General features: G+C 70.1%; 28 protein-coding genes. 14 read left to right on the forward strand and 14 right to left on the reverse strand.

Translation table 11 applies throughout. The features are described 5' to 3' along the window. Positions 1 to 11: 11 nt before the first annotated feature. Positions 12 to 662 carry a DNA oxidative demethylase AlkB gene (alkB, locus tag EL288_RS01655; RefSeq protein ID WP_003815451.1) on the reverse strand — a complete coding sequence of 217 codons (651 nt, stop codon included), beginning with the start codon at positions 660 to 662 and terminating at the stop codon, positions 12 to 14. A gap of 11 nt (positions 663 to 673) precedes the next feature. Next, positions 674 to 1,396, reverse strand: a complete 723-nt coding sequence (locus EL288_RS01660) for a 2OG-Fe(II) oxygenase (RefSeq protein WP_003815449.1) — start codon at positions 1,394 to 1,396, stop codon at positions 674 to 676. A gap of 144 nt (positions 1,397 to 1,540) precedes the next feature. Here EL288_RS01660 and EL288_RS01665 point away from each other — a divergent pair, with 144 nt between their 5' ends. Next, positions 1,541 to 2,041: a DUF523 domain-containing protein gene (locus EL288_RS01665; protein ID WP_003815447.1), complete on the forward strand. Its 501-nt coding sequence runs from the start codon at positions 1,541 to 1,543 to the stop codon at positions 2,039 to 2,041. Positions 2,042 to 2,044: 3 nt separating this feature from the next. Here EL288_RS01665 and EL288_RS01670 read toward each other — a convergent pair whose 3' ends face one another. The 8 genes from EL288_RS01670 to EL288_RS01705 form a co-directional block, all read right to left on the reverse strand. After that, complete coding sequence (locus EL288_RS01670; RefSeq protein ID WP_003815444.1) at positions 2,045 to 2,833, reverse strand: heme ABC transporter ATP-binding protein; 789 nt, start codon at positions 2,831 to 2,833, stop codon at positions 2,045 to 2,047. Positions 2,834 to 2,847: 14 nt separating this feature from the next. Further along, a complete protein-coding gene (locus EL288_RS01675) occupies positions 2,848 to 3,792 on the reverse strand; it encodes a FecCD family ABC transporter permease (protein WP_003815443.1) in 945 nt (314 codons plus the stop codon). Positions 3,793 to 3,835: 43 nt separating this feature from the next. Continuing rightward, positions 3,836 to 4,699, reverse strand: coding sequence for a heme/hemin ABC transporter substrate-binding protein (locus EL288_RS01680; protein ID WP_003815441.1), 864 nt, complete (start codon positions 4,697 to 4,699; stop codon positions 3,836 to 3,838). Next, positions 4,696 to 5,742 (reverse strand): hemin-degrading factor, encoded by a 1,047-nt coding sequence (locus EL288_RS01685; protein WP_003815440.1) that lies wholly within the window; start codon positions 5,740 to 5,742, stop codon positions 4,696 to 4,698. Before EL288_RS01685 ends, EL288_RS01680 begins: the two co-directional genes overlap by 4 nt. 57 nt (positions 5,743 to 5,799) lie before the next feature. Beyond that, positions 5,800 to 8,412, reverse strand: coding sequence for a TonB-dependent receptor (locus tag EL288_RS01690; RefSeq protein WP_003815438.1), 2,613 nt, complete (start codon positions 8,410 to 8,412; stop codon positions 5,800 to 5,802). Positions 8,413 to 8,544: 132 nt separating this feature from the next. Then, positions 8,545 to 9,462 (reverse strand): DUF4880 domain-containing protein, encoded by a 918-nt coding sequence (locus tag EL288_RS01695; protein WP_003815436.1) that lies wholly within the window; start codon positions 9,460 to 9,462, stop codon positions 8,545 to 8,547. Positions 9,463 to 9,497: 35 nt separating this feature from the next. Then, positions 9,498 to 10,007 (reverse strand): sigma-70 family RNA polymerase sigma factor, encoded by a 510-nt coding sequence (locus tag EL288_RS01700; protein WP_003815434.1) that lies wholly within the window; start codon positions 10,005 to 10,007, stop codon positions 9,498 to 9,500. 173 nt (positions 10,008 to 10,180) lie between these two features. Continuing rightward, positions 10,181 to 10,351 carry a hypothetical protein gene (locus EL288_RS01705; RefSeq protein ID WP_225665520.1) on the reverse strand — a complete coding sequence of 57 codons (171 nt, stop codon included), beginning with the start codon at positions 10,349 to 10,351 and terminating at the stop codon, positions 10,181 to 10,183. Between the two features lie 334 nt (positions 10,352 to 10,685). Here EL288_RS01705 and EL288_RS01710 point away from each other — a divergent pair, with 334 nt between their 5' ends. Genes EL288_RS01710 through EL288_RS01725 form a run of 4 tightly spaced genes read left to right on the forward strand, consistent with a single transcriptional unit; the run spans position 10,686 to position 12,571 of the window. Next, entirely contained in the window at positions 10,686 to 11,003 is a 318-nt protein-coding gene (locus EL288_RS01710; protein WP_003815429.1) for a 2Fe-2S iron-sulfur cluster-binding protein, read from the forward strand. Between the two features lies 1 nt (position 11,004). Continuing rightward, positions 11,005 to 11,304, forward strand: coding sequence for a hypothetical protein (locus tag EL288_RS01715; protein WP_003815427.1), 300 nt, complete (start codon positions 11,005 to 11,007; stop codon positions 11,302 to 11,304). A gap of 18 nt (positions 11,305 to 11,322) precedes the next feature. After that, positions 11,323 to 11,628 carry a 2Fe-2S iron-sulfur cluster-binding protein gene (locus tag EL288_RS01720; RefSeq protein ID WP_003815425.1) on the forward strand — a complete coding sequence of 102 codons (306 nt, stop codon included), beginning with the start codon at positions 11,323 to 11,325 and terminating at the stop codon, positions 11,626 to 11,628. Between the two features lie 10 nt (positions 11,629 to 11,638). Next, complete coding sequence (locus EL288_RS01725; RefSeq protein ID WP_003815423.1) at positions 11,639 to 12,571, forward strand: ornithine cyclodeaminase family protein; 933 nt, start codon at positions 11,639 to 11,641, stop codon at positions 12,569 to 12,571. An 8-nt stretch (positions 12,572 to 12,579) separates the two neighbouring features. Here EL288_RS01725 and EL288_RS01730 read toward each other — a convergent pair whose 3' ends face one another. Together EL288_RS01730 and EL288_RS01735 are read right to left on the reverse strand one after the other, a co-directional pair. After that, the gene (locus tag EL288_RS01730) at positions 12,580 to 13,302 is read right to left on the reverse strand and encodes a GntR family transcriptional regulator (protein WP_003815421.1); all 723 of its coding nucleotides are present in this window, start codon (positions 13,300 to 13,302) and stop codon (positions 12,580 to 12,582) included. A gap of 98 nt (positions 13,303 to 13,400) precedes the next feature. Then, the gene (locus EL288_RS01735; protein ID WP_003815420.1) at positions 13,401 to 14,144 is read right to left on the reverse strand and encodes a sulfite exporter TauE/SafE family protein; all 744 of its coding nucleotides are present in this window, start codon (positions 14,142 to 14,144) and stop codon (positions 13,401 to 13,403) included. Positions 14,145 to 14,373: 229 nt separating this feature from the next. Here EL288_RS01735 and EL288_RS01740 point away from each other — a divergent pair, with 229 nt between their 5' ends. The 9 genes from EL288_RS01740 to EL288_RS01780 all read left to right on the forward strand — a co-directional run bounded on the left by EL288_RS01740 (position 14,374) and on the right by EL288_RS01780 (position 23,697). Further along, positions 14,374 to 15,882, forward strand: a complete 1,509-nt coding sequence (locus EL288_RS01740; protein ID WP_126621886.1) for a hypothetical protein — start codon at positions 14,374 to 14,376, stop codon at positions 15,880 to 15,882. Positions 15,883 to 16,001: 119 nt separating this feature from the next. Then, complete coding sequence (locus tag EL288_RS01745; RefSeq protein ID WP_003815418.1) at positions 16,002 to 16,733, forward strand: TenA family transcriptional regulator; 732 nt, start codon at positions 16,002 to 16,004, stop codon at positions 16,731 to 16,733. A 44-nt stretch (positions 16,734 to 16,777) separates the two neighbouring features. Continuing rightward, entirely contained in the window at positions 16,778 to 18,238 is a 1,461-nt protein-coding gene (locus tag EL288_RS01750; protein ID WP_003815417.1) for an aldehyde dehydrogenase family protein, read from the forward strand. 24 nt (positions 18,239 to 18,262) lie between these two features. Further along, entirely contained in the window at positions 18,263 to 18,742 is a 480-nt protein-coding gene (locus EL288_RS01755; protein WP_126621887.1) for a GlcG/HbpS family heme-binding protein, read from the forward strand. 18 nt (positions 18,743 to 18,760) lie between these two features. Continuing rightward, complete coding sequence (locus EL288_RS01760; protein ID WP_003815415.1) at positions 18,761 to 19,771, forward strand: 2Fe-2S iron-sulfur cluster-binding protein; 1,011 nt, start codon at positions 18,761 to 18,763, stop codon at positions 19,769 to 19,771. A 216-nt stretch (positions 19,772 to 19,987) separates the two neighbouring features. After that, a complete protein-coding gene (locus EL288_RS01765) occupies positions 19,988 to 20,728 on the forward strand; it encodes an ABC transporter substrate-binding protein (protein ID WP_003815414.1) in 741 nt (246 codons plus the stop codon). 191 nt (positions 20,729 to 20,919) lie between these two features. After that, positions 20,920 to 21,909 carry a YVTN family beta-propeller repeat protein gene (locus EL288_RS01770; protein ID WP_003815413.1) on the forward strand — a complete coding sequence of 330 codons (990 nt, stop codon included), beginning with the start codon at positions 20,920 to 20,922 and terminating at the stop codon, positions 21,907 to 21,909. Then, on the forward strand, positions 21,893 to 22,699 hold the full coding sequence (locus EL288_RS01775; RefSeq protein WP_033448285.1) for a polysaccharide deacetylase family protein: 807 nt from the start codon (positions 21,893 to 21,895) through the stop codon (positions 22,697 to 22,699). Before EL288_RS01770 ends, EL288_RS01775 begins: the two co-directional genes overlap by 17 nt. Before the next feature lie 2 nt (positions 22,700 to 22,701). Next, positions 22,702 to 23,697, forward strand: a complete 996-nt coding sequence (locus tag EL288_RS01780; protein WP_003815411.1) for a sterol desaturase family protein — start codon at positions 22,702 to 22,704, stop codon at positions 23,695 to 23,697. 6 nt (positions 23,698 to 23,703) lie between these two features. On the opposite strand, the gene EL288_RS01785 is transcribed toward EL288_RS01780, so the two are convergent. Continuing rightward, entirely contained in the window at positions 23,704 to 24,219 is a 516-nt protein-coding gene (locus EL288_RS01785; RefSeq protein WP_003815410.1) for an acyl-CoA thioesterase, read from the reverse strand. Between the two features lie 67 nt (positions 24,220 to 24,286). Next, a complete protein-coding gene (locus EL288_RS01790; RefSeq protein WP_003815407.1) occupies positions 24,287 to 25,705 on the reverse strand; it encodes a DUF1254 domain-containing protein in 1,419 nt (472 codons plus the stop codon). Between the last annotated feature and the right edge of the window lie 55 nt (positions 25,706 to 25,760).

Genomic DNA, 25,760 nt, shown 5'->3' on the forward strand with positions numbered 1-25,760 from the left:
TGCGGCCGAATTCAGGCGCCGGCGCGGCGCAGCGTGAAGTTGATGCGCTGGCGGCCCAGCAGCGGATGTTGGCCCTCGGCCAGCGGCATCACGCCGTGGTAGCGCAGCCGGTCCACGCCACCCCATACGGCCACGTCGCCGTGCAGCAGCGGTATGCGGGCGGGCCGCTCGTCGCGCCGCGCGCCGCCGAACAGGAACATGGCGGGCAGGCCCAGCGACACCGACACGATGGGCGCGCCGAAGTCGCGCTCGTTCTTGTCCTGGTGCAGCGACATGCGCGCGCCGGGCGCATAGCGGTTGACCAGGCAGGCGTCGGGATCGAAGCCGGCAAAGCCCGCCTGCGCCGCCGCCTCGCGCGCCAGTTGCGCAAACGCCTGTGGCATCGGCGGCCACGGCAAGCCGGTCTGCGGATCGTCGGGCCGGTAGCGGTAGCCGTGCGCGTCGGTGGTCCAGCCCAGCGCGCCGCAATTGGTCAGCGCCACCGACATGGTGAAACCGCCTGGCGTGGCCATATGGCGCAGCGGCGCCTGCGCGATGACCGCGCGCAAGGCGGGCAGCAAGGCGTCCAGCCAGGGCAGGGCGAAACCCCGCAGCACCCACGCCTGCTCGCCCAGGCGCGTGCGGATGCCGGTTTGCTCGGCGTCGAAGAGGTCGGCTTGCATGGCGCTGCGTCTCAGGTGGCGTCGTGGAAGATGATGCCTATCGTATAGCGTTGGCCGGCCCGCAGTTCGCTCACCCCATGGCGCAGGCTGGCCTGCACCAGCCCGCGCGCGCCTTGCGCCGGCCGCCGGTTGACCGCGAAAACCAGCGCGTCGCCCTGCGCCAGCGGCATGACCTCGGCGCGCGCCGCGTGTCCGGAGCGCTGCTCGGTCATCACGAACTCGCCGCCGTCGAAGTCGCGGCCGGGCCGCGACAGCAGGATGGCCACCTGCAAGGGGAACACCCGTTCGCCGTACAGGTCCTGGTGCAGGCAGTTGTAATCGCCCGGCCCATACTTGAGCAGCAGCGGCGTGGGGCGCGCCTGGCCGGCCTGGTGGCAGGTATGCAGCCAGTCGGCATGCCGCGCCGGATAGCGCATGGGGTCGCGCAGCGCCGCATTCCAGCGGTTGGCCACGGCCGCCAGCGGCGGATAGAACGCCGTGCGCAGCTGCGCCACCAGCGGCGGCAGCGGATAGGCGAAATACTGGTACTCGCCGCGGCCGAAGCCGTGCCGGGCCATGACGATGCGGCTGCGGAACAGCCGCGGCTGTGCGTACAGGGCGGCCAGCTCGCCGCATTCGCGCGCATCCAGCAGGCCGTGCGCGACGGCGGCGCCGCGCGCATCGAGCGCGGTTTCCAGGGCCGGCCAGTCCAGCGCGCCGATGCGCGCCTGCACCGTGTTCGGGCAAGTATCCATACCGGCCAGTCTAGCGCCGCGCGGCCGCGCCGGCCTCCGGCGGCTTGCGTCCGAATTCGGCCGTGCCCCCGCGCCCGCGCCGGGGGCGGCGCGACAGCGCTACAGTAGCGGCTGTGGCGCCCGCCGGGCGCCGGGAGAGCCGCGATGGAATGGGTCTTGGTCAGTGCCTGCCTGCTGGGCCGGCCGGTGCGCTACGACGGACGTGATGCCGCGACCGGACATCCGGTGCTGGCGCGCTGGCAGGCCGAGCGGCGCGTGGTGGCGGTGTGCCCGGAAGTCGCCGGCGGATTGCCCACGCCGCGTCCGCCGGCGGAAATCGCCGCCGGCGCCGGGGGCGCCGCGGTGCTCGACGGCCTGGCGCAGGTGCGCGAGGCCTCGGGCGTCGACGTCAGCGCCGCTTTCGTCGAGGGCGCGCGGCAGGCGCTGGCGCTGGTGCGCGAGCGCGGCATCCGCGTTGCCGTGCTCAAGGAGGGCAGCCCGTCGTGCGGCAGCGGGTACACGTACGACGGCAGTTTCAGCGGCGCGCGCATCGCGCGCGAAGGCGTGACGGCGGCTTGCCTGACGCGCGCCGGCGTGCGCGTGTTCAGCGAGCACGAGCTCGACGCCGCCCAGGCCTGGCTGCGCCAACTCGAAACCGGCGCCTGAGGCTCAGCGCGCCAGCACCAGCAGGCGGCCGGGCAGGGTGGGATGCGCCAGCACATTGGCCTCGATGCCATAGACGCGCCGCATGTGGTCCGGCGTCAGCACGTCGGCGGGCGGCCCCAGCGCGGCCAGCCGGCCATCGGCCAGCAGCGCCAGCGTGTCGCACCAGCGCGCCGCCTGATTGATGTCATGCACGATCACCAGCACGCCCATGCCGGCCTCGTGGGCCAGCGCCCGCGCCGTGGCCAGCAATTCCATCTGGTGCCTGGGGTCCAGGTTGGAAATGGGTTCGTCCAGCATCAGGTAGCGGGTCTGGCCGGGCGCGTGCATGGCATGGCACTGCGCCAGCACGCGCGCGAACTGCACGCGCTGCTGCTCGCCGCCGGACAGCTGCGGATAGCGCCGCTGCGCCAGGTGGGTCACGCCCGCCTGCTCCAGCGCGTCGCGCACCAGCTGGCGCACGGCGGCCGGATCCAGTTCCGGAAACGGATAGGCGCCCATGCCGACCACGTCGCTGACACCCAGGTCGAACGACAGCGAGGGTTTTTGCGGCAGCACGGCGCGGCGGCGCGCCAGCTGCCGCGCGTTCAACGTCGCCAGGTCCGCATCGCCCAGGAAGACCTGGCCCGAGCGCGGCGCCAGTTCGCCGGCCAGCGCCGCCAGCAGGGTGGACTTGCCGGCGCCATTGGCGCCCAGCAGCCCCACCAGCGTGCCGGGCGCCAGCGTCAGCGACACGTCGGTGAGGATGGGCGCGCCGCCGCGCGCCAAGGTCAGATTGCGGGCTTGCAGGGTCATGGGCGTTGCTGCGGTCAGAGACGGCGGCCGCGCGCCAGCAGCCACAGGAAAAAGGGGCCGCCCACCAGGCTGGTGACCAGTCCGATGGGCAGTTCCGCCGGCACGATGACCACCCGCGCCAGCCAGTCCGCCAGCGTCAGGGCCAGGGCGCCGGCCAGCATCGAGGCGGGCAGCAGCCAGCGGTGGTCGGCGCCCAGCGTCATGCGTATCAGGTGGGGCACGACCAGGCCGACAAACCCGATGCCGCCGGTGGCCGCCACCAGGGGGCCGACGATCAGCGCGGTGGCCAGCACCAGTTGCCGCCGTACCGAGCGCAGCGCGAAACCGAGGTGGTGCGCCTCGCGCTCGCCCAGTAGCAGGGCATTCATGGCGCGCCACTGGCGCATCAGCCACCACGACCACAGCAAGGTCCAGGGCGCCAGAAACGCCAGCAGCGACCAGCGCGCGCCGGCCAGGCTGCCCATGCTCCAGAACGTGAGGTCGCGCAGTTGCGCGTCCGAGGCCATGAAGGTCAGCAGGCCGATCACGCTGCCGGCCACCGTGTTGATGGCGATGCCGGCCAGCAGCAGGCCCGCCACGCCATGCGCGCGGCGTCCCAGCACGTAGGCGCAGCCGGTAGCCAGCAGGCTGCCGGCGAAGGCCGCCGGCGCCGTGATGGCAAAGCCGCCGGAAGTCAGCACGATGGCCAGCACCGCGCCCATCGCGCCGCCGGCCGAAATGCCCACCAGCCCGGGCTCGGCCAGCGGATTGCGAAACAGCGCCTGCATGGCCGCGCCGCAGATCGCCAGCGCCGCGCCCGCGGTGGCCGCGAACAGCACGCGCGGCAGGCGGATGTCGAACAGCACGTTGCGCCACAGCGCATCGCGCGGCGTACTGTCGCCGCCGATCAGGCGCGCCAGGTCGGCCAGCGGAATATGCACCGCGCCGCTGGCGGCGGCGAGGACGGCCACCGCCAGCAAGGCAGCGCCCAGCGCCAGCAGCAGCGCGACCGGATGGCGCCGGCTAGCGGGCGGGCGGGGTGCCGTGGCCAGCGACACAAGGCGTCTCCTTGAGTTGGCGGATCGCCTGCGGCAGGCGCGGGCCGGTTCCCAGCGCCAGCAGGTCGTCCATGACCACGATGCACTGGCGTTGCGCGGCGGGCGTGGCGGCGATTCCTGGTTGCGCGCGCAGCTTCTCCAGGCCGCCCGATGCCGCCAGCGAGGCCGCGGTCACCACGATGACCTCGGGCGCCAGCGCCCCGAGCGCTTCGGCCGACACGGGCTTGTAGCCCTCCTGGCCGGCCAGCGCGTTGGCCAGCCCCGACAGGCGCAGCAGCAGGTCCGCCGCGGTGTCGCGCCCGGCGCCCAGGGGCGTGCCGGTGCGGTTCATCAGCAGCAGTGCGCGCGCGCCCGAGGCCGGCAGCGCCTCGGCCCGGGCCAGCTCGGCATCGAGCTGGGCGGCCAGGCGCTCGCCCTCGGGCACGGCATCCAGCGCCTGGGCGATGGCGCGTATGCGCGCATGCAGCGACTGCACCGACGCCTGGTCGGAGACGACCGCGACACGGACGCCCACCGCCTTCAGGCGCTCGATGGCGTCGGGCGGTCCGGCCTGTTCGGAGGCCAGCACCAGGTCGGGTTCGAGCGCCAGCACGCCCTCGACCGGCACCGCCCGGTAGTAGCCGATGCGCGGCAGTTGCGTGGCCGCCTGCGGGTACAGGCTGGACAGGTCGTCGCCGACCAGGCGGCCGCCCTGGCCCAGCGCATAGACGATTTCGGTAACGGTGCCGCCCAGCGTGACGACGCGCCGCGCCGGCGCGCCCTGCGCCGCGGCCCCGGCGCAGGCCATCGCCAATAGCCATGCCAGCAAGCGCTTCATGGCCTGCCTCACTCGGCCAGCGGCTGGCCGCACAGGCCAGACAGCAGTTGGCGCCAGGCGGTCAGTTCGGGCTTGCCGGGCTTGCGCTCGCCGAAGAACTGCACGATCAGCTCGCCGCCGGCCGTGTACAGCTCCAGCGAGGTGACCCAGCCGTCGCTGGTGGGCTTGCTGACCACCCAGGCCGAATCGACGGTCTCGGTGTTCAGGTGCAGGTTGAAGCGCGGGTCCAGCACGTTGTACCAGGGGCCGGTACGGCGCAGCTTCTCGACCGGACCGGTGTGGATCTGGATCATGCCGCGGTTGCCGACGAAGCACATGATGGACAGGCCGCTGGCCGCGGCCTGCGTCAGCATGCGCTCGACCGTCTCGGCCGGCACCTGTTGCGCCAGGTCGGCGCCGGCGGCCTTCAGGGCCGCCAGCCGCCCGACCTTCAGCCTGCGCAGCAGCGGGAAGAACTCGTGCGTGTCCTGCATGGCCAGCCAGTCACGCCGCAGCGCGGCCGGATCGTCCACGGCGGCGGCGTCGTCGGCGGGCGGATAGGGCTGCGGCTCGGGCCATTCGGGCTCGCCCGCGTAGCGGGCGACCAGCGCCTCCCAGGCCGCGCCGTCGGTCGCTTCGGTGCGGTACACCTTGTGCACCGCCACGCCCGCGCCGTCGAAGAATTGCAGGCTGGTGTGGCCGTCCTGTTCGACGGCCCAGGCGCTGGCCCAACAGTTGAAGAACACGCGCAGGTCGATATCCGGCCCCAGCACCAGGCCCACCGGCCCCTCGGCCTGGATGTCCTCGTAGCGGCCGTGCCGTTCATGCACGCACCAGTCGTTGCGGGTGAGGGCCATGACTTCGCCCAGCTCGCCCAGGTCGCGGAAGATGGCCTGCGGCTTGCCGCGCAGCGCGGTGACGCGCGCGCCGTTGCAGCCGGCCGCGATCCATTCGGCTTCCGAGACGCCGAGCGCCTGGGCCAGGTTGCGGGCGCGCTGGCCGGGCTGGCTGGCGGCCAGCTCGTCGTTGCGCTGGCGCAGCGCCGCGGCGCGGGTGGCAAAGGTCGGTTCGGTCATTGCATTCTCCAGGGTATGGTTCTGGCGCGGCAGCCCGGCGGCCGCCGCGCGCCGGGTTCAATACTGGTAGGTCAACGATACGCGCACGCTGCGGCCTGGCTCGGTGTACCAGTCTAACGGTCGCGGAATCGCAATGGCGCCCGCCGTGGGCACGTTGATGGCTTCCCAGTATTTCTTGTCGAACAGGTTGAACACGCCCGCCTGCAGCTGCAGGCCCTTGACGGCGGCCGGGCGCCAGTAGGCGGACAGGTCCACCACGCCGTAGCCCGGGGCCTGGAAATCGGCGTAGCGCGCGCTGGCGCAGGCCTCGGGGTATTGCACGTCGTCGCGGCGCGTGGCGGCCGTCAGCATGGCGTCGATGCCCCATTCGTCGCGCTGGTAGCCCAGGCCGAGGATGGCCTTGAGCGGCGGCACCGAATTCAGGTGCTGGCCGGTGTTTTCGTCCTTGCCCACGGCCCAGGCCAGCGAGCCCCAGGTGCGCCAGTTGGGCGCGAACCGCCAGTGCGCCGAGGCTTCGGCGCCATAGATGCGCACGCGCGCCCGGTTGGCCAGCCCGGTGACGCCCAGCGGGTACTGGCCGTCCCAGGCCGGCTGCCATTGCGGCGAACCCTTGCCCAGCGGCACGTTCTTGTCGATGAAGTTCTGGTAGCGGTTGTCAAACAGCGACACGGCGCCGCCCAACTGATCGTCGCCCAGGCGGGCGCCCAGCTCCCAGCCCTTGCTGGTCTCGGGCTTCAAGGAGGGATTGCCCACGCGCAGATAGGTTCCCGGGCCGCCGTAGTTGGTGTACAGCTCGGTGGCCGACGGCGCCCGGTAGCCGAAGCCGTATTGCGCATACAGCGTCAGCGCCTCGCGCGCCTTCCAGGTGCCCAGCAGCTTGGGCGAGAAGCGGCCCCCCGACGACGGCGGCGGCAGCGCGCCGGCGTTGGGGTTGTTCTGGTAGCCGCCGCCTTGCTGCGGCTTCTGCTCGTAATGGTCGTAGCGCAGTGACGGGGTCAGGATGTAGCGCCCGTCGGCGAAGGCGATTTCGTCCTGTGCCCAGATGGCCCACTGGCTGCCCTTGACCCGGGGCATGTCGGCCTGGTTGGTATGCAGCATGTCGCACAGGCGCGGCCCCATCGGCGCGGGCGTGCCGGGCGGGATGGCGGGGCAGTTGTCGTAGCCGTCCGAATACTGCTCGGTGCGGTTGCCGTACCATTCGCCGCCTATCGTCACGCGCTGCGACACCATGCCTTCGAAGCGGCTGGAGAGCTCGCCGTTGACGCCGAGGATCGATTCCTGGATCGAGTTGCTGCGTCCGTAGGGGCCGCTGGGATAGCCGTAGAAGTAGGGGTCGCCGGGGCGGGCGTAGGCGCGTCCGTCGCGCGTGCGGCGGGCGTCCTGCGAACTGTCCAGCCGCAGACGCTGCCAGTACACCATGGCCCGGGCGCTGTCGATCGCGGCGCCGGCCTGCGGGGCGTTGTACTGGTAGTCCAGCGAGACGCGCTTGCGCGTGGTTTCCTCGTGGGTGCGGTTGGCGCCGTACTGGTAGCTGGTGCCGGCGCCCTGCTGGTACATCTGGTCGAGGTCGGCGCGGCGCTTGAAGTATTCGCCCGTCAGGCCGAGGCGATGGCCGCCGTCGATGCGCTGCTGCAGCTTGAGCAGGAAGTTGTTCTGGGCGTAGTCCTCGGGGCTGGGCTGGCTGCGCTTGCTGCCGTAGCCGCCCGTGTCGGCGCGGTTGTCCAGGTCATGGCCATTGCGGGTGCCCGCCTGCAGCAGCCAGCTGGTGTCGTCGTGGACCTGCCCGGCCAGGGCCGCGTTCAGGCCCCAGCTGGCGTCGGCCGAGTCATAGTCGGACTTGGCCAGCGCGCCGAAGCGGCGCCCGTCGCGCAGCAGGTCGGCGGGTTCGAGCGTGCGCAGGTCGGCCAGGCCGCCCAGCGCGCCGGAGCCGGCCGCGCTGGAGTCGGCGCCGCGCACGACGTCCAGGCGCGACAGGGTGTTGAAGTCCACCGCGTTCAGCCCGCCCTGGATGCCGCGCGCGCCGTCGTCGAGCCAGGGCAGGCGGATGCCGTCGATGCGCGTGACCACGCGGTTTTCGTCCAGGCCGCGGATGTTGATGCTCTTGGTGCGGCGGTTGTAGTTGACGCCGGGATCGACGCGCTTGCCGATATCGTTCCAGTCGAGCACCTGGCGCGCGTCGAGTTCGCGGCGCGTGGCGGTGCGGGCCCAGGCGGGATCGGCGCGCACGCCGTCAGCCTCGATGGTGACCGGCGCCAGCTGGGCGACCGGGCCGGCGGGCAGCGCCTGCAGCACGTAGGTGCCGGCGCCGCGCTGGCGCGCGTCCAGGCCGCTGCCATCGAGCAGGCGCGCCAGGCCGTCGGGCACCGAGTACACGCCTTGCAGGCCGGCGCTGGCGCGGCCGCGCACCGCGGCGGGGTCGTACAGCAAGGTAATGCCGGCCTGGTCGGCAAAGCGCGCCAGGGCCTCGCCCAGGGGGCCGGCGTCGATGTGCCAGGCGCGCGCGCCCGCCGATGCGGGCGCCGCCGCCGGCTGCGCGGCGGCAGGAGCGGCCGCCAGCGTACCGGCCAGTGCGCATGCCGCCAGCGCGCCGCGCATGGCCAGTGCCGTTTGGGGGCGCCTTGGCGGCGCGGGACGGGCGCGGCGGGCGCCCTGATCGCAAGCGTAAACCATGATCTTCCTTTCCCATCGAGAGCAGGCACGAGCGTGCTTGTGCTGTCGATGACCACCGGCGCGTCGAAACCGGACAGGGAACAGGAATTTTTTTTGCCGAGGGACGTTCTTCGCTCATGGCTGGCCGCTTGTTCACGTCGTGGCGCCGGCGGGCCGGGGCCCGACGGTGATCCAGTACGGCGTTACATAGGACAGTTGCACCGGCAGCAGCGCCGGCAGGGCGCGCAGGATGTCGTCGGTGTGGGCCAGCTGGAACACGCCGGACAGACGCAGGCCGGCCACCCTGGGGTCGCAGCGCAGCGTACCCGGGCGGTAGCGGCTCAGTTCGCGCAGGAAGTGGTCCAGGCGCATGGCATCGGCGCGCAGCACGCCGCGCAGCCAGTCCGGCGAGCCATCCAGCGTTTGCGCCGCACCCTGCAGGGCGCCGTCGTGCCACGCGATGCGTTGTCCGGCCGCGACCGAGTGGGTGCGGTTGTCGGCGCCCTGCCAGAAGGCCAGCCCGGCCACCACGCCGAGCAGGCCGTCGGCATCGTCCTGGCGCAGCCAGAGGTGAGCCGCCTCCGTGCGGATCATGCCGCCGCGGGTCAGCACGCGGCAGGGGCGGTCGGCTTCGAGGTAGATTTCGCCGCGGTGCAGGCGCAGGCTGAGCATGCCGGAACCGTCGTCCAGGCTGACGGCGGTGCCGGTATTCAGGCGCAACTGCGTGCCCGGGCCCAATGCCACCGTGCGGGTTTCGCCGGTGCCGGTGCGCAGGTCGGCCAGCCAGCCGCTGTTCCGGGCGCCCCGCAGCGCGGCCCAGGCGGCCGGCGGCGCCGCCAGCAGTGCGGCCAAGGATTTCAGCATCGCGCGGCGGTCCCGCGCGCGGCCCAGGGCGGCCTGGCCCACGGCCGGCGGGATGCGGTCGAACATGCTCGTCAGCCGGCGGGCGCGCTGCCAGGCGCGTTCGTGCTCGGCATGGCTGGCGCGCCAGTGGTCGCAGGCCTGGATTTCGTCGGCGCTGGCCTGGCCGGAGCCCAGCCGCACGAGCCAGCGGGCGGCCTCGCGCGCCACCCGGCGCTCGATCGGCGCGTCGTCGCCGGGCGGATTCAGGGGGCCAGCAGGATGCATTGCTCGTAGCCCTGCGCGATGTAGCGCTGCACGGTGCGCACCGATACCTGCAGGCGCCGGGCGATGTCCGCATAGGGCAGGCGTTCCAGCTGGGCCAGCAGGAACGCCTGGCGCACTTTCGGGGCCAGGCTGTGCAGAAAGGCATCGATCTGGTCCAGGGCTTCCAGGATCAGGGCGCGTTGTTCGGGCGAGGGGGCGTGCGCCGGCGGCAGGCTGGCCAGGGCCTCGAGGTAGGCCCGTTCGAGCGAGCGGCGCCGGTAGTGGTTGACGACCAGCCGGCCGGCGATGGTCAGCAGGTAGGCGCGCGGCTCGCGCAACGTGGCGAGTTCGGCACGGTGGCGCAGCACGCGCACGAAGGTGTCCTGCGCCAGGTCGGCGGCGTCGTAGGCATCATTCAGCTTCTTGCGCAGCCAGCTTTGCAGCCAGCCGTGATGTTCGCGGTACAGCGCGTGGACGGCGTCCTGGGGGGCGAGGGAGGTGAGGGGCACGGTAGGCAGGCGCGATGATAATGCAAACCACTATCATTCTAGATAAAAACCGTGCGCATGCAACCGGTGCCTGCCGGCGCGCCGGCGCCGACGGCCCGCCGCCGGGCAGGCGCGGGCCAGGTCATGGCAGGGAAATGGGCCGGGGCGCCGGGCCAGGCCGGCCGGCCTGGCGCTCAGCGGGCGTCGAGCGCGGGCTCGTCGGAGCCGGGGCGGTTGGCGGCCTTGCGGCGCAGCGGGGCCAGCAGTTCGGCCAGCGTGAACGGAAACAGCGGGATCGTGCGGCGCAGTTCGGCGCGCTGGGCGAAGTGCGGCAGCAATTGCTGGCCGATACGGGTGTGTTGCATACGAGGCGTAACGGTTTTCATGGTTAGTACCTATTGCTTTATCTACCAAGCAATTGTACATCGAATACCGTTTCGATGCAGTCTTGGCCCGCTTTGCACAACAATGGCCGTGGTTTTTGCCGTCCATATGCCTGATTCAATAGACTAATCAAGCAATTGGCGCGATTTGCAGGCGCGCGATGCGGAACTGTGCTCCTATCGGTGAATTCCCTAGGCCGGCGTAAACTGCATACGGTATACAATGTTCATAACGGCTGCCGAGTATCGGCGCCGGTACGAGCGGGGCCGCCCATGGCGGCCCGGCATTCCAGGACATTGTGAGCGCGAATCGGCCATGCCTATCGTTGTATTCCACAAGGGCGACGAGACCTTTACCGATGAGGTGAAGGACAACACCAATCTGGTGGTGCGCGCCGGGATCAAGCAGTTTCCCTATCCGAACCTGCGCTACCAGTGCGGGATGGGCAAGTGCGCCACCTGCGCGTGCCGCATCCTCGCTGGCGGCGAACACCTGCCCGAGCCGAACTGGAAAGAGAAAAAGCAGCTGGGAGACCGGCTGGCCCAGGGCTATCGCCTGGCTTGCCAGCTGTGGATTACCCACGATATAGAGCTGCGCCAGGACGCGGCGGCGCCGGCCGGCGGCGGAGACTGACATGTACGTGATCCTGACCAACAAGCCGGGCCAGTTCCATACCGAGGCGGGGCCCGAGTTCGAGGTGGTGGAGGAGTACGACTATCTCTTCTATGGGCAGCGCAAGGCCATCTACCAGATCGCCACCCTGCGCGGCGAGGCCAAGGTGGCGATCGTCGAGGAAGGACCCGGCGCGGTGGTCAACCACGTGCCTTCCAAGTTCCTGGAGAAATTCGAATCGCTGCAGGGCGCGCGCGACGCGCTTACCGATCTGACGCGCTTTGGCAGCATGCAGGCCGAACTGGTTCGGCGCGACGCCTGAGCCGCCGACAACCCAATCGTGAACACCATGGTCGAAATCACCTTCATCACCAACGGCGGCAAGGTCGTCACCGCGCCCGAGAACAGCAATCTGCTGCGCGTTTCCCTCAAGGAGCAGGGCGGCATTCCCTTCAAGTGCGGCGGCGGGCTGTGCGGGACCTGCAAGTGCCTGATCGAATCGGGGCTGGAGCATACCGACGCCATCAAGCCCAAGGAGCGCCGGCACCTGACGCCGGAAGATTTCGAGCGCGGCTACCGCATGGCGTGCCAGACGTTCGTCAACGGCGACATCAAGGTGTCGTGGCAGAAACCCAAGCCCGTTTGAGGGAGCGCGCATGCTGCACATCGACGACGCAATGATCGAGGACGCGGTCACCCCGCAGGCCGCGCAGGAGGTGCTGCACGCCGCATTCCTGGACTTCGGCCGGGGCTCGGCCGCCATGCAGCGGCGCGTGCGCACCGAAGCCGGCGGCGTGAAGCTGTCGACCCTGGGCGCGGTGATTCCCGGCCAGGGCGTGGCGGGCGCCAAGGTGTACACCACGATCAAGGGGCAGTTCCAGTTCGTGATCCTGCTGTTCTCGGCCGCCGACGGCCGGCCGCTGGCGACGTGCGACGCAGGCACGCTGACGCGCAAGCGCACCGCGGCGTGCACGGTGCTGGCCGCCGGCGCGCTGGCCCGTCCGCGTTCCAGCGTGCTGGGGCTGTTCGGCGCCGGCACCCAGGGCGTCGAGCATGCGGCGCAGCTGAGCGCGCGCTTTGCCCTGGAGGCCATCCTGGTCCATGACCCTCATGCCTCGCCCGAGGTCGTGGAGCGCATCGGCCGGCGCTGCGGCGTCCCGGCGCGCATGGCCGCGCCCGCCGACATTGCCGCGCAGGCCGATATCGTGGTGACCGCAACGCGCTCGGCCACGCCGCTGTTTGCCGGGCAGGCATTGCGCGCGGGCGCGTTCGTGGGGGCGATCGGGTCCAGCCTGCCGCATACGCGGGAACTGGACGACGAGGCCTTGCGCCGCGCGCGGGCGGTCGTGGTGGAGTGGCGCGAGCAGACGCTGTCCGAAGCGGGCGACCTGGTGCTGGCCGCGCCGGATACCGGCCTGGACGCCAAAGTGGTCGAACTGGCCGATGTGCTGGCCGGGCGGGCGACGGCGCGCCAGGCCGATGAAGATATCGTGATCTACAAGTCGGTGGGCGTGGGGCTGGAGGACGTGGCCCTGGCCGGGTACGCCTACCGCCGCCTGGCCGCCCAGCGCGGCTGGCCGGCGCCCTAGCGCGGCGCTCAGGCCGCCGAGGGCTGGTTCTGTTGCTGCGCCTCGGTGTAGGCGCGCGCCGCATTGTGGACGTGCTGGGTGGCCAGCAGCGAGGCCAGTTCGCCGTTGCCGGCGATCACGGCATTGAGGATCTGCGCGTGTTCGTCCCAGTTCTGCTTGGCGCGTCGCATGTTGCTGGGCGCGAACAGCAAGGCGGTGCGGTCGCGCAGCGAGCGCATCAGGTCGGTCAGCACCACGTTGCCGGCGATGGTGGCCAGCATCTCGTGGAACTGCGAGTTGAGCGCCAGGAATTGCTGCAGGTCGTCGCTGCGCGCCGCTTCGGTCCCATCGTCGAGGAACTTGCGCAGCCGCGTCACGGTGGCGTCGTCGCGGCGCTGCGCGGCCAGCTTGGCGTTCAGGCCTTCGAGCGTGGCGCGGACTTCGACCATGTCGTAGGCGATGGCCTCGGACAGCACCGCCACGGATGCGCCGCGGCGCGGCTCGATCGTGACCAGGCCTTCGGCGGCCAGGGCGCGCAGGGCTTCGCGTACCGGGATGCGCGACACACCCATGTCGTCGGAGAGCCGGCCTTCGATCAGCCGGTCGCCCGGCGTGAACTCGCCGCTGAGGATGCGTTCGCGCAATTTGTCACGGATGACGGCGAACAAAGGCGTGTGCTGCTCGCCGATTTTCAGCGAAGGGGCGGAATGGCCGGCGTCGAGCGGATACGTGCTGGGACCAGAAAGTGCCATGGCGTTGTGCGAGCAGATGGGACAGTGAATACAGTGTCCATTGTATTACTCTGCTACACCGTCCGTGCAAGCCGCCCGGCGGCGGCCCGGCCGCGCCTTCAGGCGCCCAGCGCGGCGCGCGCCAGCACGACGAGCGCGCCGATGGCGCAGATGCCCAGCAGGATGCGGCGCACGGTAGCCGGCCGCATGCGCTCCTTCAGGCGGCTGGAGCAGGAGAAGCCGAGCAGCAGGAACGGCAGCAGGCCGACGCTGAGCAGGAACTCGTTGACGCCGTAGCGGTCGGCCAGCGACAGCATGGTCAGCGAGAAAGACGCCCCGATGAACAGGATCAGCCCCAGCGTGGCGCGCAGGCGCGGCGGCGGCGAATGCTGCATCATGATGGCCAGCGGCGGCGCGCCAACCGAGGTGATGGTGCCCATGACGCCCGAGGCCAGGCCGGCGCCCGACATCTGGGCGGGCGAAGCGCTGATGCGCACGCCAGCCACGCTGATGCCCACCGCGGCCAGGATGGACACGGCAAACAGCACCGATAGCAGCTGCGGGGCGAAGCGGGTCAGGGCATAGACGGCCACCAGGGTGCCGGCGAAGCGTCCGACCAGCGTGTAGCCGACCGTGGCCCAGTCGATGGCCGCCCGTTCGCGCAGGGCGGTCAGCAGCGACACGAAGCCGCCCAGGGTAAGCAGCGGCCCGGGCGCCAGTTGCGGAAAGAAGATTCCCGCCACGGGCGCGGCCAGCATGGCGAAGCCCACGCCGCCTATGCCTTGCGCCACCGCGGCAACGAAAACCGTGGCAGCCATGGCGGCGAACAACCAGGGGTCGGGGGCGTAGGCAAGCCAGGGCATGGTCGATGTTTATTGGTATACGATATGCAATCATAACGGCACGACCTGCCGCCGGCAAATCAATGCAGGGGTTTTTACGGGTTATCCCTCGAAAAACAGCCTCTGCTTGGTAGGCGGCGCTATGGTATTCCCTAGTTTTTCCGGCTTTCCGCTTTGACGGAAATCAAACTAAATATAGTATACAGTTTGAGCGCGGGCCTCAGCCCGTGCGTGGACAAGGGGAAGCGGTATGCAGTCGGATGTCGTGCTGGGCGCCGCCCATTGGGTGTACCTGCTCAGTGTGGTGGCCATCATTCTGACGATGGTCTTGCGGGCCAATGTCGTGGTTCCGTCGGTGCTGGGCACCTTCCTGGTCGTGCTGGCGTTCACGGGCAGTCCCATCCAGGCGCTGGTGGGCATTTTCACCGCCAGCTTCGTGGCGGCCAAGGAGCTGTTCAATATTTTCCTGGTGATCACCTTCATGACGGCGCTGCTCAATGCGCTGAAGGTGCTGCAGGCCGACGTGCGCATGGTGCAGCCCTTGCGCCGCGTCATGACCAACGGGCACGCTTCGTTCCTGATCCTGGCCGGCTGTACCTATGGCCTGTCCCTGTTCTTCTGGCCCACGCCGGCGGTGCCGCTGGTGTGCGCCATCCTGCTGCCGGCGGCGGTGGCAGCCGGCCTGCCGCCGCTGGCGGGCGCGATGGCGATCGCCATCGCCGGGCAGGGCATGGCCCTGTCGTCCGACTATGTCATCGGCGTGGCGCCGGGGATCAGCGCCAAGGCGGCGGGCGCGGCGGTGAGCGCCGCGGTGGTGGCCGACCGGGCGCTGGTGCTGTCGGTCATCACGGGCGCGATCGCCCTGGTGATGACCTACCTGTTCATGCGCAAGCACATTGTGCCGGGCGATACGGCGCTGCTGGCGGCCTGGCAGGCGCGCGCGCAGGATGGCGAGCTGAAGCGCATCGAGGGTTCGGGTTCGTTCGACAAGGCCGAGCTGGCGCGCGGCGCCAGCCAGCCGGTCAAGGGCGGGGCCGAGGCGCGCCTGGCTGGCTGGTCGCGCGCGTTTGCGCTGATCACGCCCATCGCTTTCCTGGGCGTGATCGCGCTGATGGCCTTGCCGCGGCTGGTGCCCGGCCTGCCGGCGCTGCGCGGCGGCGACGCGGCCGCGCTGGTGGGCGGGGTGGCGTTCATGCTGATGATGCTGGCCACGCTGGCGGCCGAAGGGCCGCGCCGCATGCTCGATGTCTGCCCCGAGCATGTCACCGACGGCTTTGTGTTCGCGTTCCGCGCCATGGGCTCGGTGCTGCCCATCGCCGGCTTCTTCTTCATCGGCGCGGCCGAGACCGCCGCGCCCATCCTGGGGCTGGAATCCGGCCATGCGCCGGGCCTGCTGTTCGACCTGATCAGCGCCGCCCAGCACCTGATTCCCGAAAACCACTACCTGGTCGCCTTCGGCGTGCTGCTGGTGGGCATGGTGACGGGCATCGACGGCTCGGGCTTCGCCGGCCTGCCGCTGACCGGCACCCTGTCCGGCGCCCTGGGCCCGGTGGTGGGCATCGACCCGGCGACCCTGGCCGCGGTGGGCCAGATGGGCGCCGTATGGACCGGCGGCGGCACGCTGATTGCCTGGTCCTCGCTGATCGCGGTGGCCGGCTTTGCCCGCGTGCACGTGCTGGACATGGTGCGCGCCCTGATGCTGCCGGTACTGCTGGCCCTGAGCGTGTCCACGATTGCCGCCATCCTGATCTGGTCCTGAGGCGGCGTCGGGCCCGGGATGCGGGTTTTCCCGGGCTTTTATTTAGTGCTTACAGTATACAATATCCAAACATTCTCGCCAGCGCGCTTTGCGCCAGCGCTATCTACAAGGAGCAGACCATGTCGGATTTGATGAGCCGAGAAGAATTCCGCAGTGCGTTGGAAAACGCCATCAAGGGCAAGAGCGCCAACGCGTCGCCGTTCAGCATCGCCTGGGCCAGCGGCCAGCTCAGCCGCGAACACCTGGCGCGCTGGGCCGAGAACCACTACCACTATGTCGGCCCGTTCGCCGATTACCTGGCCTATATCTATGGCCGTACGCCCGATACCTATACCGAGGCCAAGGACTTCCTGCTGGCCAATATGTACGAAGAGGAAATCGGCGGCGACCGCCATACCGACCTGCTGATCCGCTTCGCCGAGGCCTGCGGCACCACGCGCGAGCGCGTGGTCAGCCCCGACAACATGTCGCCCACCACGCGCGGCCTGCAGAGCTGGTGCTATGCCGTCGCCATGCGCGAGGACCCCATCGTGGCGGTGGCGGGCCTGGTGGTCGGCCTGGAGTCGCAGGTGCCGTCGATCTACCGCAAGCAGACGCCCACGTTGCGCGAGAAGTACGGCTTTACCGACGAGGAAGTCGAGTTCTTCGACCTGCACATCGTCTCGGACGAGATCCACGGCGAACGCGGCTACCAGATCGTGCTCGAGCACGCCAACACGCCCGAGCTGCAGCAGCGCTGCCTGCGGATCTGCGAAGTCGGCGCCCAGATGCGGCTGCTCTATACCACCGCCCTGTATACCGACTATGTGCAGCACGAGCTGTCGCTGGACAAGCTGAAGCTGGCCGCCTGAACCGCGCCGCCGCGAGGCGGCGCCCGCAACCTGAAAGGTCTGATGTGGAAGATCTCCGGAACCACGAGTTCAAGAACTATATCGGCGGGCAATGGGTCGCCTGCGCCGCGGGCAAGACCTATCCCAACGTAAACCCGGCCGACACCGACGACATCGTGGGGCGCTTCCAGGCCTCGCAGGCCGAGGATGCGGCCGCGGCGGTGGCCGCCGCGCAGGCCGCCTTCGACGGTTGGCGCAACCTGGCCGTGTCCAAGCGCGCCGCGTTGATGCAGCGCGCCGCCGACTACCTGGAGGCGCACGCCGAGCAGTTCGGCCGCGAGCTGACGCGCGAGGAAGGCAAGGCGCTGAACCTGGCCAAGGACGAAGTCCTGCGCTCGGCGCAGACCATCCGCTTCTACGCGGCCGAGGGCCAGTCGTTCAGCGGCGAGACCTTCGTCAACGACGATCCGGACATGGTCGTGTACAGCCAGCGCGAGCCGCTGGGCGTGGTGACGGTGATCTCGCCGTGGAACTTCCCGGTGTCGATCCCGGCGCGCAAGATCGCCCCGGCGCTGATCACCGGCAATACCGTGGTGTTCAAGCCTTCCTCGGATGCGCCGCTGTCCGGCCTGCGCCTGGTCGAGGCGTTCGAGCAGGCGGGCCTGCCGCCCGGGGTGCTGAACCTGGTGACCGGCAGCGCCTCGGCCATCGGCGCGGCGATCACCCAGGCGCCGCAGGTGCGCGCGGTGTCGTTCACCGGCTCGACCGCGGCGGGCGAGCAGATCCACCGCTCGGTGGACATGACCACCCGCACGCAAATGGAGCTGGGCGGCAAGAACCCGCTGATCGTCATGGCCGATGCCGACCTGGACCGCGCCGTGGACCTGGTCGTCAAGGGCGGTTTTTCGCTCAGCGGCCAGGCCTGCACGGGAACCAGCCGCGTGCTGGTGGACGCGCCGGTCAAGGCGGCCTTCACCGAGAAGCTGCTGGCCAAGGTCAAGGCCCTGAAAGTGGGCAACAGCCTGGAAGGCAGTTTCGACCTGGGTCCGCTGGCCACCGCCAGGCAGCTCGAATCGGTGATGCGCTACATCGAGGTGGGCAAGCAGGAGGCCCGGCTGCTGTATGGCGGCGAGCGGCTGGACGGTCCGGGCTACGAACGCGGCTACTACCTCACCCCGGCGGTCTTTGCCGACGTCACGCAGCAGATGCGCATCGCCCGCGAGGAGATCTTCGGGCCGGTCATCGCGCTGATCGAGGTCAATGGCTATGAAGACGCCATCGCCAAGGCCAACGACACCGAGTACGGCCTGGCCGCGGCCATCGCCACCACCAATGCGCAGTACGCGCACCGTTTCGCGCGCGATATCCAGGCCGGCACGGTGAAGATCAACCGCACCACCACGGGCAACCTGATCAATGCGCCGTTCGGCGGCCTGAAGCGCTCCAGCACCTCGACGTTCCGCGAGTCGGGCCGCATCGGGCTGGAGTTCTACACGCAGATCAAGACGGTCTATCGCGCCGGCTGAAACCCATACGTTTGAAGGGACGACATGAAACAGATCTATCGATTGGAATTGGAAGAAGCACGCGTCATGATCCAGGCCGCGATTGCCAAGTCGCAGGAGATCGGCGTGCTGGAGTCGATCTGCATCGTCGACGACGGCGGCTATCCCATCGCGCTGGAGCGCATGAATGGCGCGCGCATCACCGGTCCGCAGATTGCCTGGAACAAGGCGTTCACCGCCGCCGGCCACAAGCGCTCGACGCACCTTTTCAACACGCCGCCCAACGGCCCGGCCTTGCCGGGCAACGAAGCCTTCGGCATCCAGTGGAGCTTCGAAGGCAAGTTCGCCGTGTTCGTGGGCGGGTTTCCCATCGTGGTCGATGACGAGGTCATCGGCGGCGTCGGCCTGAGCGGCGGCAACGGCGAGCAGGACACCAAGGCTGGCGTGGCGGCGCTGCAGGCGCTGGCCGACATGCTGGCCGAGCGCGGCATGAAGGTGATGGTCGCCGCGGACATCAAGAAGTAGACGCACGACGGAACCGCCATGGCTTATCGCATTCATCTGATGGAAACCGGCGAGCAGTTCTGCGCCGAGCCCGGCGAGTCGGTGCTGGACGCCGCCACGCGCGCCAACGTCCGGATGGCGCACGAATGCACCTTCGGCGGCTGCGGCACGTGCCGCGTCAAGCTGCTGGAGGGCAGGGTCGAATACGAAGAGCAGCCCATGGCGCTGAGCGAGGAAGAGGCGGCGTGCGGCTATGCCCTGGTGTGCCAGGCGCGCGCCTGCTCCGACCTGGAGATCAGCGTGGCCAGCGGGCCGTCCTTCGCCGAGCCGCGCCGCATCGCCGCCCGCGTGGCGCACATCGCGCCGCTGTGCAGCGATGTGACGCACCTGGCGCTGGAGGTCGATCCCGACCAGTGGCCGGACTACCGAGCCGGGCAATACATGAACATCGTGCTGCCCGATGGGCAGACACGCAGTTTCTCGATGGCCTCCGATCCGCGCCGTGGGCGGCTGGATTTCCACGTGCGCCGCATTGCCGGCGGGCGCTTCACCGACCGCTGGCTGGCCGCCGCGCAGGCGGGCGCCCCGCTGGAGATCGAGGCGCCGCTGGGCACTTTCTGCTACCACGAGCAGGATTACCGGCCGCTGGTGATGGTGGCCACCGGCACCGGGCTCGCGCCGATCAAGGCCATGCTGGAATCCCTGCTGGACGACGACGAGTGTCCGCCGGTCAGCCTGTACTGGGGCATGCGCACCGAAGCCGACCTGTACCTGCGCGACGCCATCGCGTCATGGCAGGGCCGGTTGTACGAGTTCGATTTCGTGCCGGTGCTGTCGCGCCCCGACGCCGGCTGGCGGGGCCGCAGCGGCTATGTGCAGGATGCGGTGCTGCAGGACTTCGACGACCTTTCCGAGCACGCGCTCTACCTGTGCGGGTCGCCGACCATGATCGCGCAGGCCAGGCACCGCTTCGCCGAGCGCGGCGCCAGCCTGGACCATCTGTACGCAGACAGCTTCACCTTCCAGCATCCGCTGGCGGCCGCGGCCTGACGGGCGGGTGCCCGGGGTGCCTGTCCCAGCGGGGACAGGCACCTGGATTCCTGCGGGGCAGGCACGCCGAGAAGTTTGCGGGTGCCTGTCCCCGTATGGGAGAAGTTTGCGGGTGCCTGTCCCCATACGGGGACAGGCACCCGAGTAGATAGAATAGGCGTTCGACCTCAATCCGGCCGCGCCCTGGCGGCGCGGCCCCGTCCTGCGAGCGCCGCCATGATGATCGACCCCGAATTGCGCCCGGCCTTCCTGCCTGCCGGCAAGTTGCGCGCCGCCATCAACCTGGGCAACCCCATCCTGGCCGGCACCGATGCGGCCGGCCAGGCCGTCGGCGTGTCGGTCGACCTGGCGCGGGAATTCGCCCGGCGCCTGAACGCCGGCATCGAACTGCGGGTGTTCGACACCGCCGGGCAGTCGGTCGACGCCGTCACCCGGGAAGAAGCCGATATCGGTTTTTTCGCCATCGATCCGGCGCGCGGCGCGGGCATTGCCTTCACCGGCCCCTATGTATTGATCGAAGGGGCCTATCTGGTGCGCGACGACTCCCCGCTGCAGGCCAACGAAGACGTCGACCGAGCCGGCACGCGCGTCACCGTGGGCAAGGGCAGCGCCTATGACCTGCACCTGACGCGCGCCCTGCAGCATGCCGAGATCGTGCGCGCGGCCAGCTCGCAGGCGGTGGTCGACACCTTCCTGGCCCGGCGGCTGGATGTGGCCGCCGGCGTCAAGCAGCAGTTGCAGGCCGACGCGCGGCGCGTGGGCGGCGTGCGGCTGCTGCCGGGACGCTTCATGGTGATCAGGCAGGCGATGGGCCTGCCCAAGGCGCGCGGCGAAGCGGCCGCCGCCTGCCTGGATGCCTTCGTCGAGAGCATGAAGGGCAACGGTTTCGTGGCCCAGGCGCTGGCGCGCCATGGCATCCAGGGCGCTTCCGTGGCGCCGCCCGGCCGGGACGGCTGAGGCGTCCGGCCAGGCCGGCGATGGGGCCGCGCCGCCCACGCTGTTGCCGGCCCGCAACAAGCGGCGGGGTTTGCCGGCGCGGCCCGCGGCGGCGCGCTTTTCGGCATGCCGCTATGCCACAATAGCGCCGGACCGCCTGACGATGCAGCCGGTCGTGCCCCGTCGATTATTCCTTTTGCGGTCGAGCGATCTTGAACCCCCTGCATATGGTCCGTTGCGCCCTCGCCGGCGCAGGGTTGGCCTGCTGTGTCTCGGCGATGGCGACGCCGATTTTCGTGCTCAATTCGCTCAATGCGGATGTCAGCATCATCGATTCGCAGACCTATGCCGAAATGCGCCGCGTGCCGACCGGCAAGGAACCGCACCATCTGTACCTGACGCCGGACGAGCAGTCCCTGATGGTGGCCAACGCCATGAGCGACACCATCACGCTGCTCGATCCGCGTACCGGCGCGGTGCAGCACACCCTGACCGGCATCGTCGATCCCTACCATCTGCGTTTCTCGCCGGACATGAAGTGGTTCGTCACGGCGGCCAACCGGCTTGACCATATCGATATCTACAGCTGGGAACGGCGGCCCGAGGGGTTCGACCTGAAGCTGGCCCGCCGCATCCCGGCCGGCAAGACGCCCAGCCATATCGCCATCGACAGCGGCAGCCGCGTCGCCTATGTGACGCTGCAGGACAGCGACCAGTTGATCGCCATCGACCTGGGCACGCAGGCGCCGCTGTGGACCATCCCGGTCGGCAGGACGCCCGCCGACGTGTTCGTCACCGGCGACGACAAGACCCTGCTGGTGGCGCTGACCGGCGACAGCTATGTCGAGGCCTATGACCTGACTGCCAGCCCGGCGCGGCTGGTCAGGCGCATCAAGACCGGCGCCGGCGCGCATGCGTTCCGCGCGCAGGGCGACGGCCGCCATCTGTTCGTCAGCAACCGCGCCGCCAACACCATCAGCCGCATCGATATGCAGACGCTGGAAGTGGTGGACAGCTATCCGGCGCCGGGCGGCCCCGATTGCATGGATGTGCTGGCCGACGGCAAGACACTGCTGGTGACCTCGCGCTGGGCCGGCAAGCTGACCGTGATCGACCTGGAGACCAAAAAGGTGAGCCAGCAGGTGCGTGTCGGCAAATCGCCGCACGGTGTGTGGACGCTCGGCCATGCGGCGGCGCGCTAGCCTGCTGGGCGGATTGGCCGCCGCGCTTGGCGCGGTGGCCGCCAGCGCGGCCCCTGTCGCGGGCGAGCCGGCCGCGGCCTGCGCCAAGCCGGTGTACCTGACCTTCGATACCGGGCACATGGGCGTGGCCGACCTGGTGGCCGAGGTGCTGGCGCGCCATGGCGTGCGCGCCACCTTTTTCCTGGCCAACGAGCGCACGCTGGATGGCGGCGGCAGCCTGGACGGGCAATGGGCCGCGTGGTGGCGCGCCCGGGCCGCCGAAGGGCATGTGTTCGCCTCGCACACCTATGACCATGTGTATTGGCAGCGCGACCTGCCCGATGGCGGGTTCCGCGTGCGGCCCAGCGCCGGCCCGCGGGCCGGCGTCAGCCAGGACTGGAGCGCCGCGCAATACTGCGCGGCGCTGCGGCAGCCGGCGCAGCGCCTGCGCGAGATGGCGGGCGCGGCCATGCTGCCGCTGTTTCGCGCGCCCGGCGGCAAGACTTCGCCGGCGCTGCTGCAGGCCGCGCGCGCCTGCGGCTACGCGCACGTGGGCTGGGCGCCGGCGGGCTTCCTGGGCGACGAACTGCCCAGTGACAAATACCCCAACCCGGCGCTGCTGCGCCAGGCGCTGCAAAATATCCGTCCCGGCGATATCCTGTTGGCGCACCTGGGCATCTGGTCGCGCAAGGATCCCTGGGCGCCGGCCGTGCTGGAGCCGCTGATCACCGGGCTGCAGGCCAAGGGGTTCTGCTTCGCCACGCTCGATACCCATCCGGCCTATCGGCCATGGATTGCCTCGCATCGCTGATCATGGACACCTTGACTCAATGGTTCTCGCAATGCCAGCAATGGCTGTTCGAGGCCCTGGTGCAGCCGGCGCTGTTCCACCTCGGGCTGGCCGGTTTCACCGAGGACGCCTATGACGCGACGATGTGGCTGCTGGTGGGCCTGCTGCAACTGCTGGTGCTGATCGCGGTGTTCGGGCCGCTGCAGCGCTGGCGGCCGGTCGAACCCGTGCGCGACCGCGGCCAGGTGGCGGTGGACGTGCTCTATACCCTGGTGCATCGCCTGGGGCTGTTCCGCCTGGCGCTGTTCTTCACCATCGATCCGCTCTGGGATGCCCTGTTCGGCCAGATGCACACCTGGGGCCTGGCAACCTGGCACCTCGACCAGATATGGCCCGGCGTGACCGACCTGGCCTGGGTCAGCCTGGTCCTGTATCTGCTGGTCTTCGACGCCGTCGACTACGCCTGGCACCGCGCCCAGCATCGCGTGCACTGGCTGTGGGCGCTGCATGCCGTGCACCACAGCCAGCGCCAGATGACGATGTGGAGCGACAACCGCAATCACCTGCTGGACGACTTCCTGCGCGATGCCGTCATCGTGCTGGTGTCGCAGCTGGTCGGCGTGCCGCCGGCGCAGTTCGTGGCGGTGGTGGCGATCATGCAGCTGGCCGAAAGCCTGTCGCACGCCAACGTGCGGCTCAGTTTCGGCGCGCTGGGCCAGCGCCTGCTGGTCGATCCGCGCTTTCATCGCCGGCATCATTCCATCGCGTACGATGCCTCGCAGCCCGGCCCCACCGGCGGCTACAACTTCGCCGCCCTGTTCCCGCTGTGGGACATGCTGTTCGGCACGGCGCGCTTTGACGGCGACTACGGGCCGACGGGCATCCATGACCAGTTGCCGCAGGCCGGCGGGCGCGATTACGGGCGCGGCTTCTGGGCGCAGCAGTGGCTGGGGCTGCGGCGCATGGCCGGACGCGCCGACACGCCGGCGCCCGCCGTGCCGCGCGACGCGCAGGCCTGAGGCGTCCTAGGGCTTGGGGTCCGGATGCGGGTCGTCGTGGGCCTGCTTCTTGATGGCGTGGTGGCGCTTTTCCAGTTCTTGGCGCAGCAGGCGGCGCTGCTTGGCGGCCTCGAAGCGCTGCTTTTCTTCCAGGCTGCGCAGCTCCAGCGACGGCACGGCGGTGGGCTGGCCGTTGTCGTCGACCGCCACCATCGTGAAGTAACAGCTGTTGGTATGGCGCACCAGCTTGCGGCGGATGTCCTCGGTGACCACCTTGATGCCGATTTCCATCGAGGTGCGGCCGGTGTAGTTGACCGAGGCGAGGAAGGTCACCAGTTCGCCGACATGGATCGGCTCGCGAAAGACCACCTGGTCTACCGACAGCGTGACCACATACTGGCCCGCATAGCGGCTCGCACAGGCATAGGCGACCTGGTCCAGGTACTTGAGAATGGTGCCGCCGTGCACATTGCCCGAGAAGTTCGCCATGTCCGGCGTCATCAGGATGGTCATCGACAATTGGTGGCTGAAGGCGTCTTCCATGGCAAGGCCGGGTGTGTTGCAAACGCCTCATTATCTCAGGCCCGGGGCGCCGGCGGTACGGCGGCGGCTAGTCGTCCGCCGCCTCGACGCGCCGCGCCGCGGGCGGCACCCAGCGGCCGGCGAGCACGCTGGCTTGCGGCAGGTAGATGCGCAGGATCACGCCGGGCGCGCCTTCGCCGGTGGGCAGCCAGTTGGCCTGGTCATCGGGGCCAGGCGGATCGCGCTGCAGGTACAGCTCCAGCGAGCCGTCCGGGTTGTAGCGCACCGGGTCGCGGTCGCCCAGCGCGTAGCGGTTGAAACCGTTGCCGACCGGGTAGCCCTGGGCGTCGTACGCGTTCAGCGACCACAGCGCGCCGGCGGGCGGCAACTGGTCGGCCTCGAAACGCAGCACGTAGCGCTGCCCGCCCTCGAGCGGGCGGCCGGCGGCGTCGGCCAGCAGCAGCATGGCGGTCACGTCTTCCGGCAGGCTGGCGCCCAGGCGGGCCTGCGTCGTCACGGCACGGCGCAGGTAGGCATTGCCGTAGACGCCGGCGCCGTCGGCATCGGCCTGCCAGCCATTGGCCAGCGATCCCGTCGCCGGCAGGCTGTCGCGCAGGGCCTGGGGGCCGTTGCGCACGGCGTGGCGCAGCGCCTGCTGGACGGTGGTGGGCAGGCGGGCGAAGGCCAGTTGCTGGCCGGGCGCGATCCCCAGGCGGCGCAGCCGCGCCAGCATGGGCTGGTCGGTGGCGTGCGGCGCATGCTTGCGCAGCAGTTCGGCGGCGTAGCCAAAGTAGTCTTCGGCGTTCATGCCTTCCACTTGCCGCTGCGCCGGCGTGAGCGCGTCGAGGTCCGGGTCGGAGCGCAGCCGCACCGACTGGGCCTGCTGGTTCCATTCGGCCAGCGGGGTCAGGATGAAGCCGTCCTGCACGGCGTGCACGCCTGGGTATTCGGACGAGCCTCCGGTCTGCACGTACAGCCGGGCCTGGACCTGCGCGGTGGGGGCGTCGATGCGGTGCATGCCGCGCGGCAGGACGCCCGTCCAGCCCGGCGGCACGATGGCGTGATTGCCGCGCGCCGTGCCGGTGGTGCGCTTGCCCAGCACCGCGAATATGTCGGTCCACATGTCCAGCACGGACAGTGTGTACAGGCGGCCATGGGTCTCGGGCGTCGAGATCACCACCGGGCCGGTCGACAGGTCCAGCCAGGCCGACGAACGCAGCATGTCGAAGTTGGGCCGCGGCAGGCGGCGGAAGTCGGCCTGCGGCAGGCGGCGCTCGTGCGCGAAGGTGTTGGCGGGGGCGTGGCCGGGGCCCTTGCCGCCGGTATCCTGGCGCCGGCTCAGGTCCATCACGACCAGGGGGTAGACGTACACGTAGGCATCGAGCGCGATGCGCTGCGCTTCATCGCTGGCCAGGACGGCGGCGGGCGCGGGCTGGCCGTGCGCCGGCGCGGTGGCCAGCAGGCTGGCGGCCACCAGCAGGGGGGCCAGGAATCGGTTGCGGCGCATGGGGCGCTCCACGAGGGCGGCGCGGCGCCGTACGGTGAGGGCGCGCCGCGCGGAC

Origin of the sequence: Bordetella bronchiseptica (genome assembly GCF_900636925.1) — a bacterium.
Classification (GTDB): domain Bacteria; phylum Pseudomonadota; class Gammaproteobacteria; order Burkholderiales; family Burkholderiaceae_B; genus Bordetella; species Bordetella pertussis.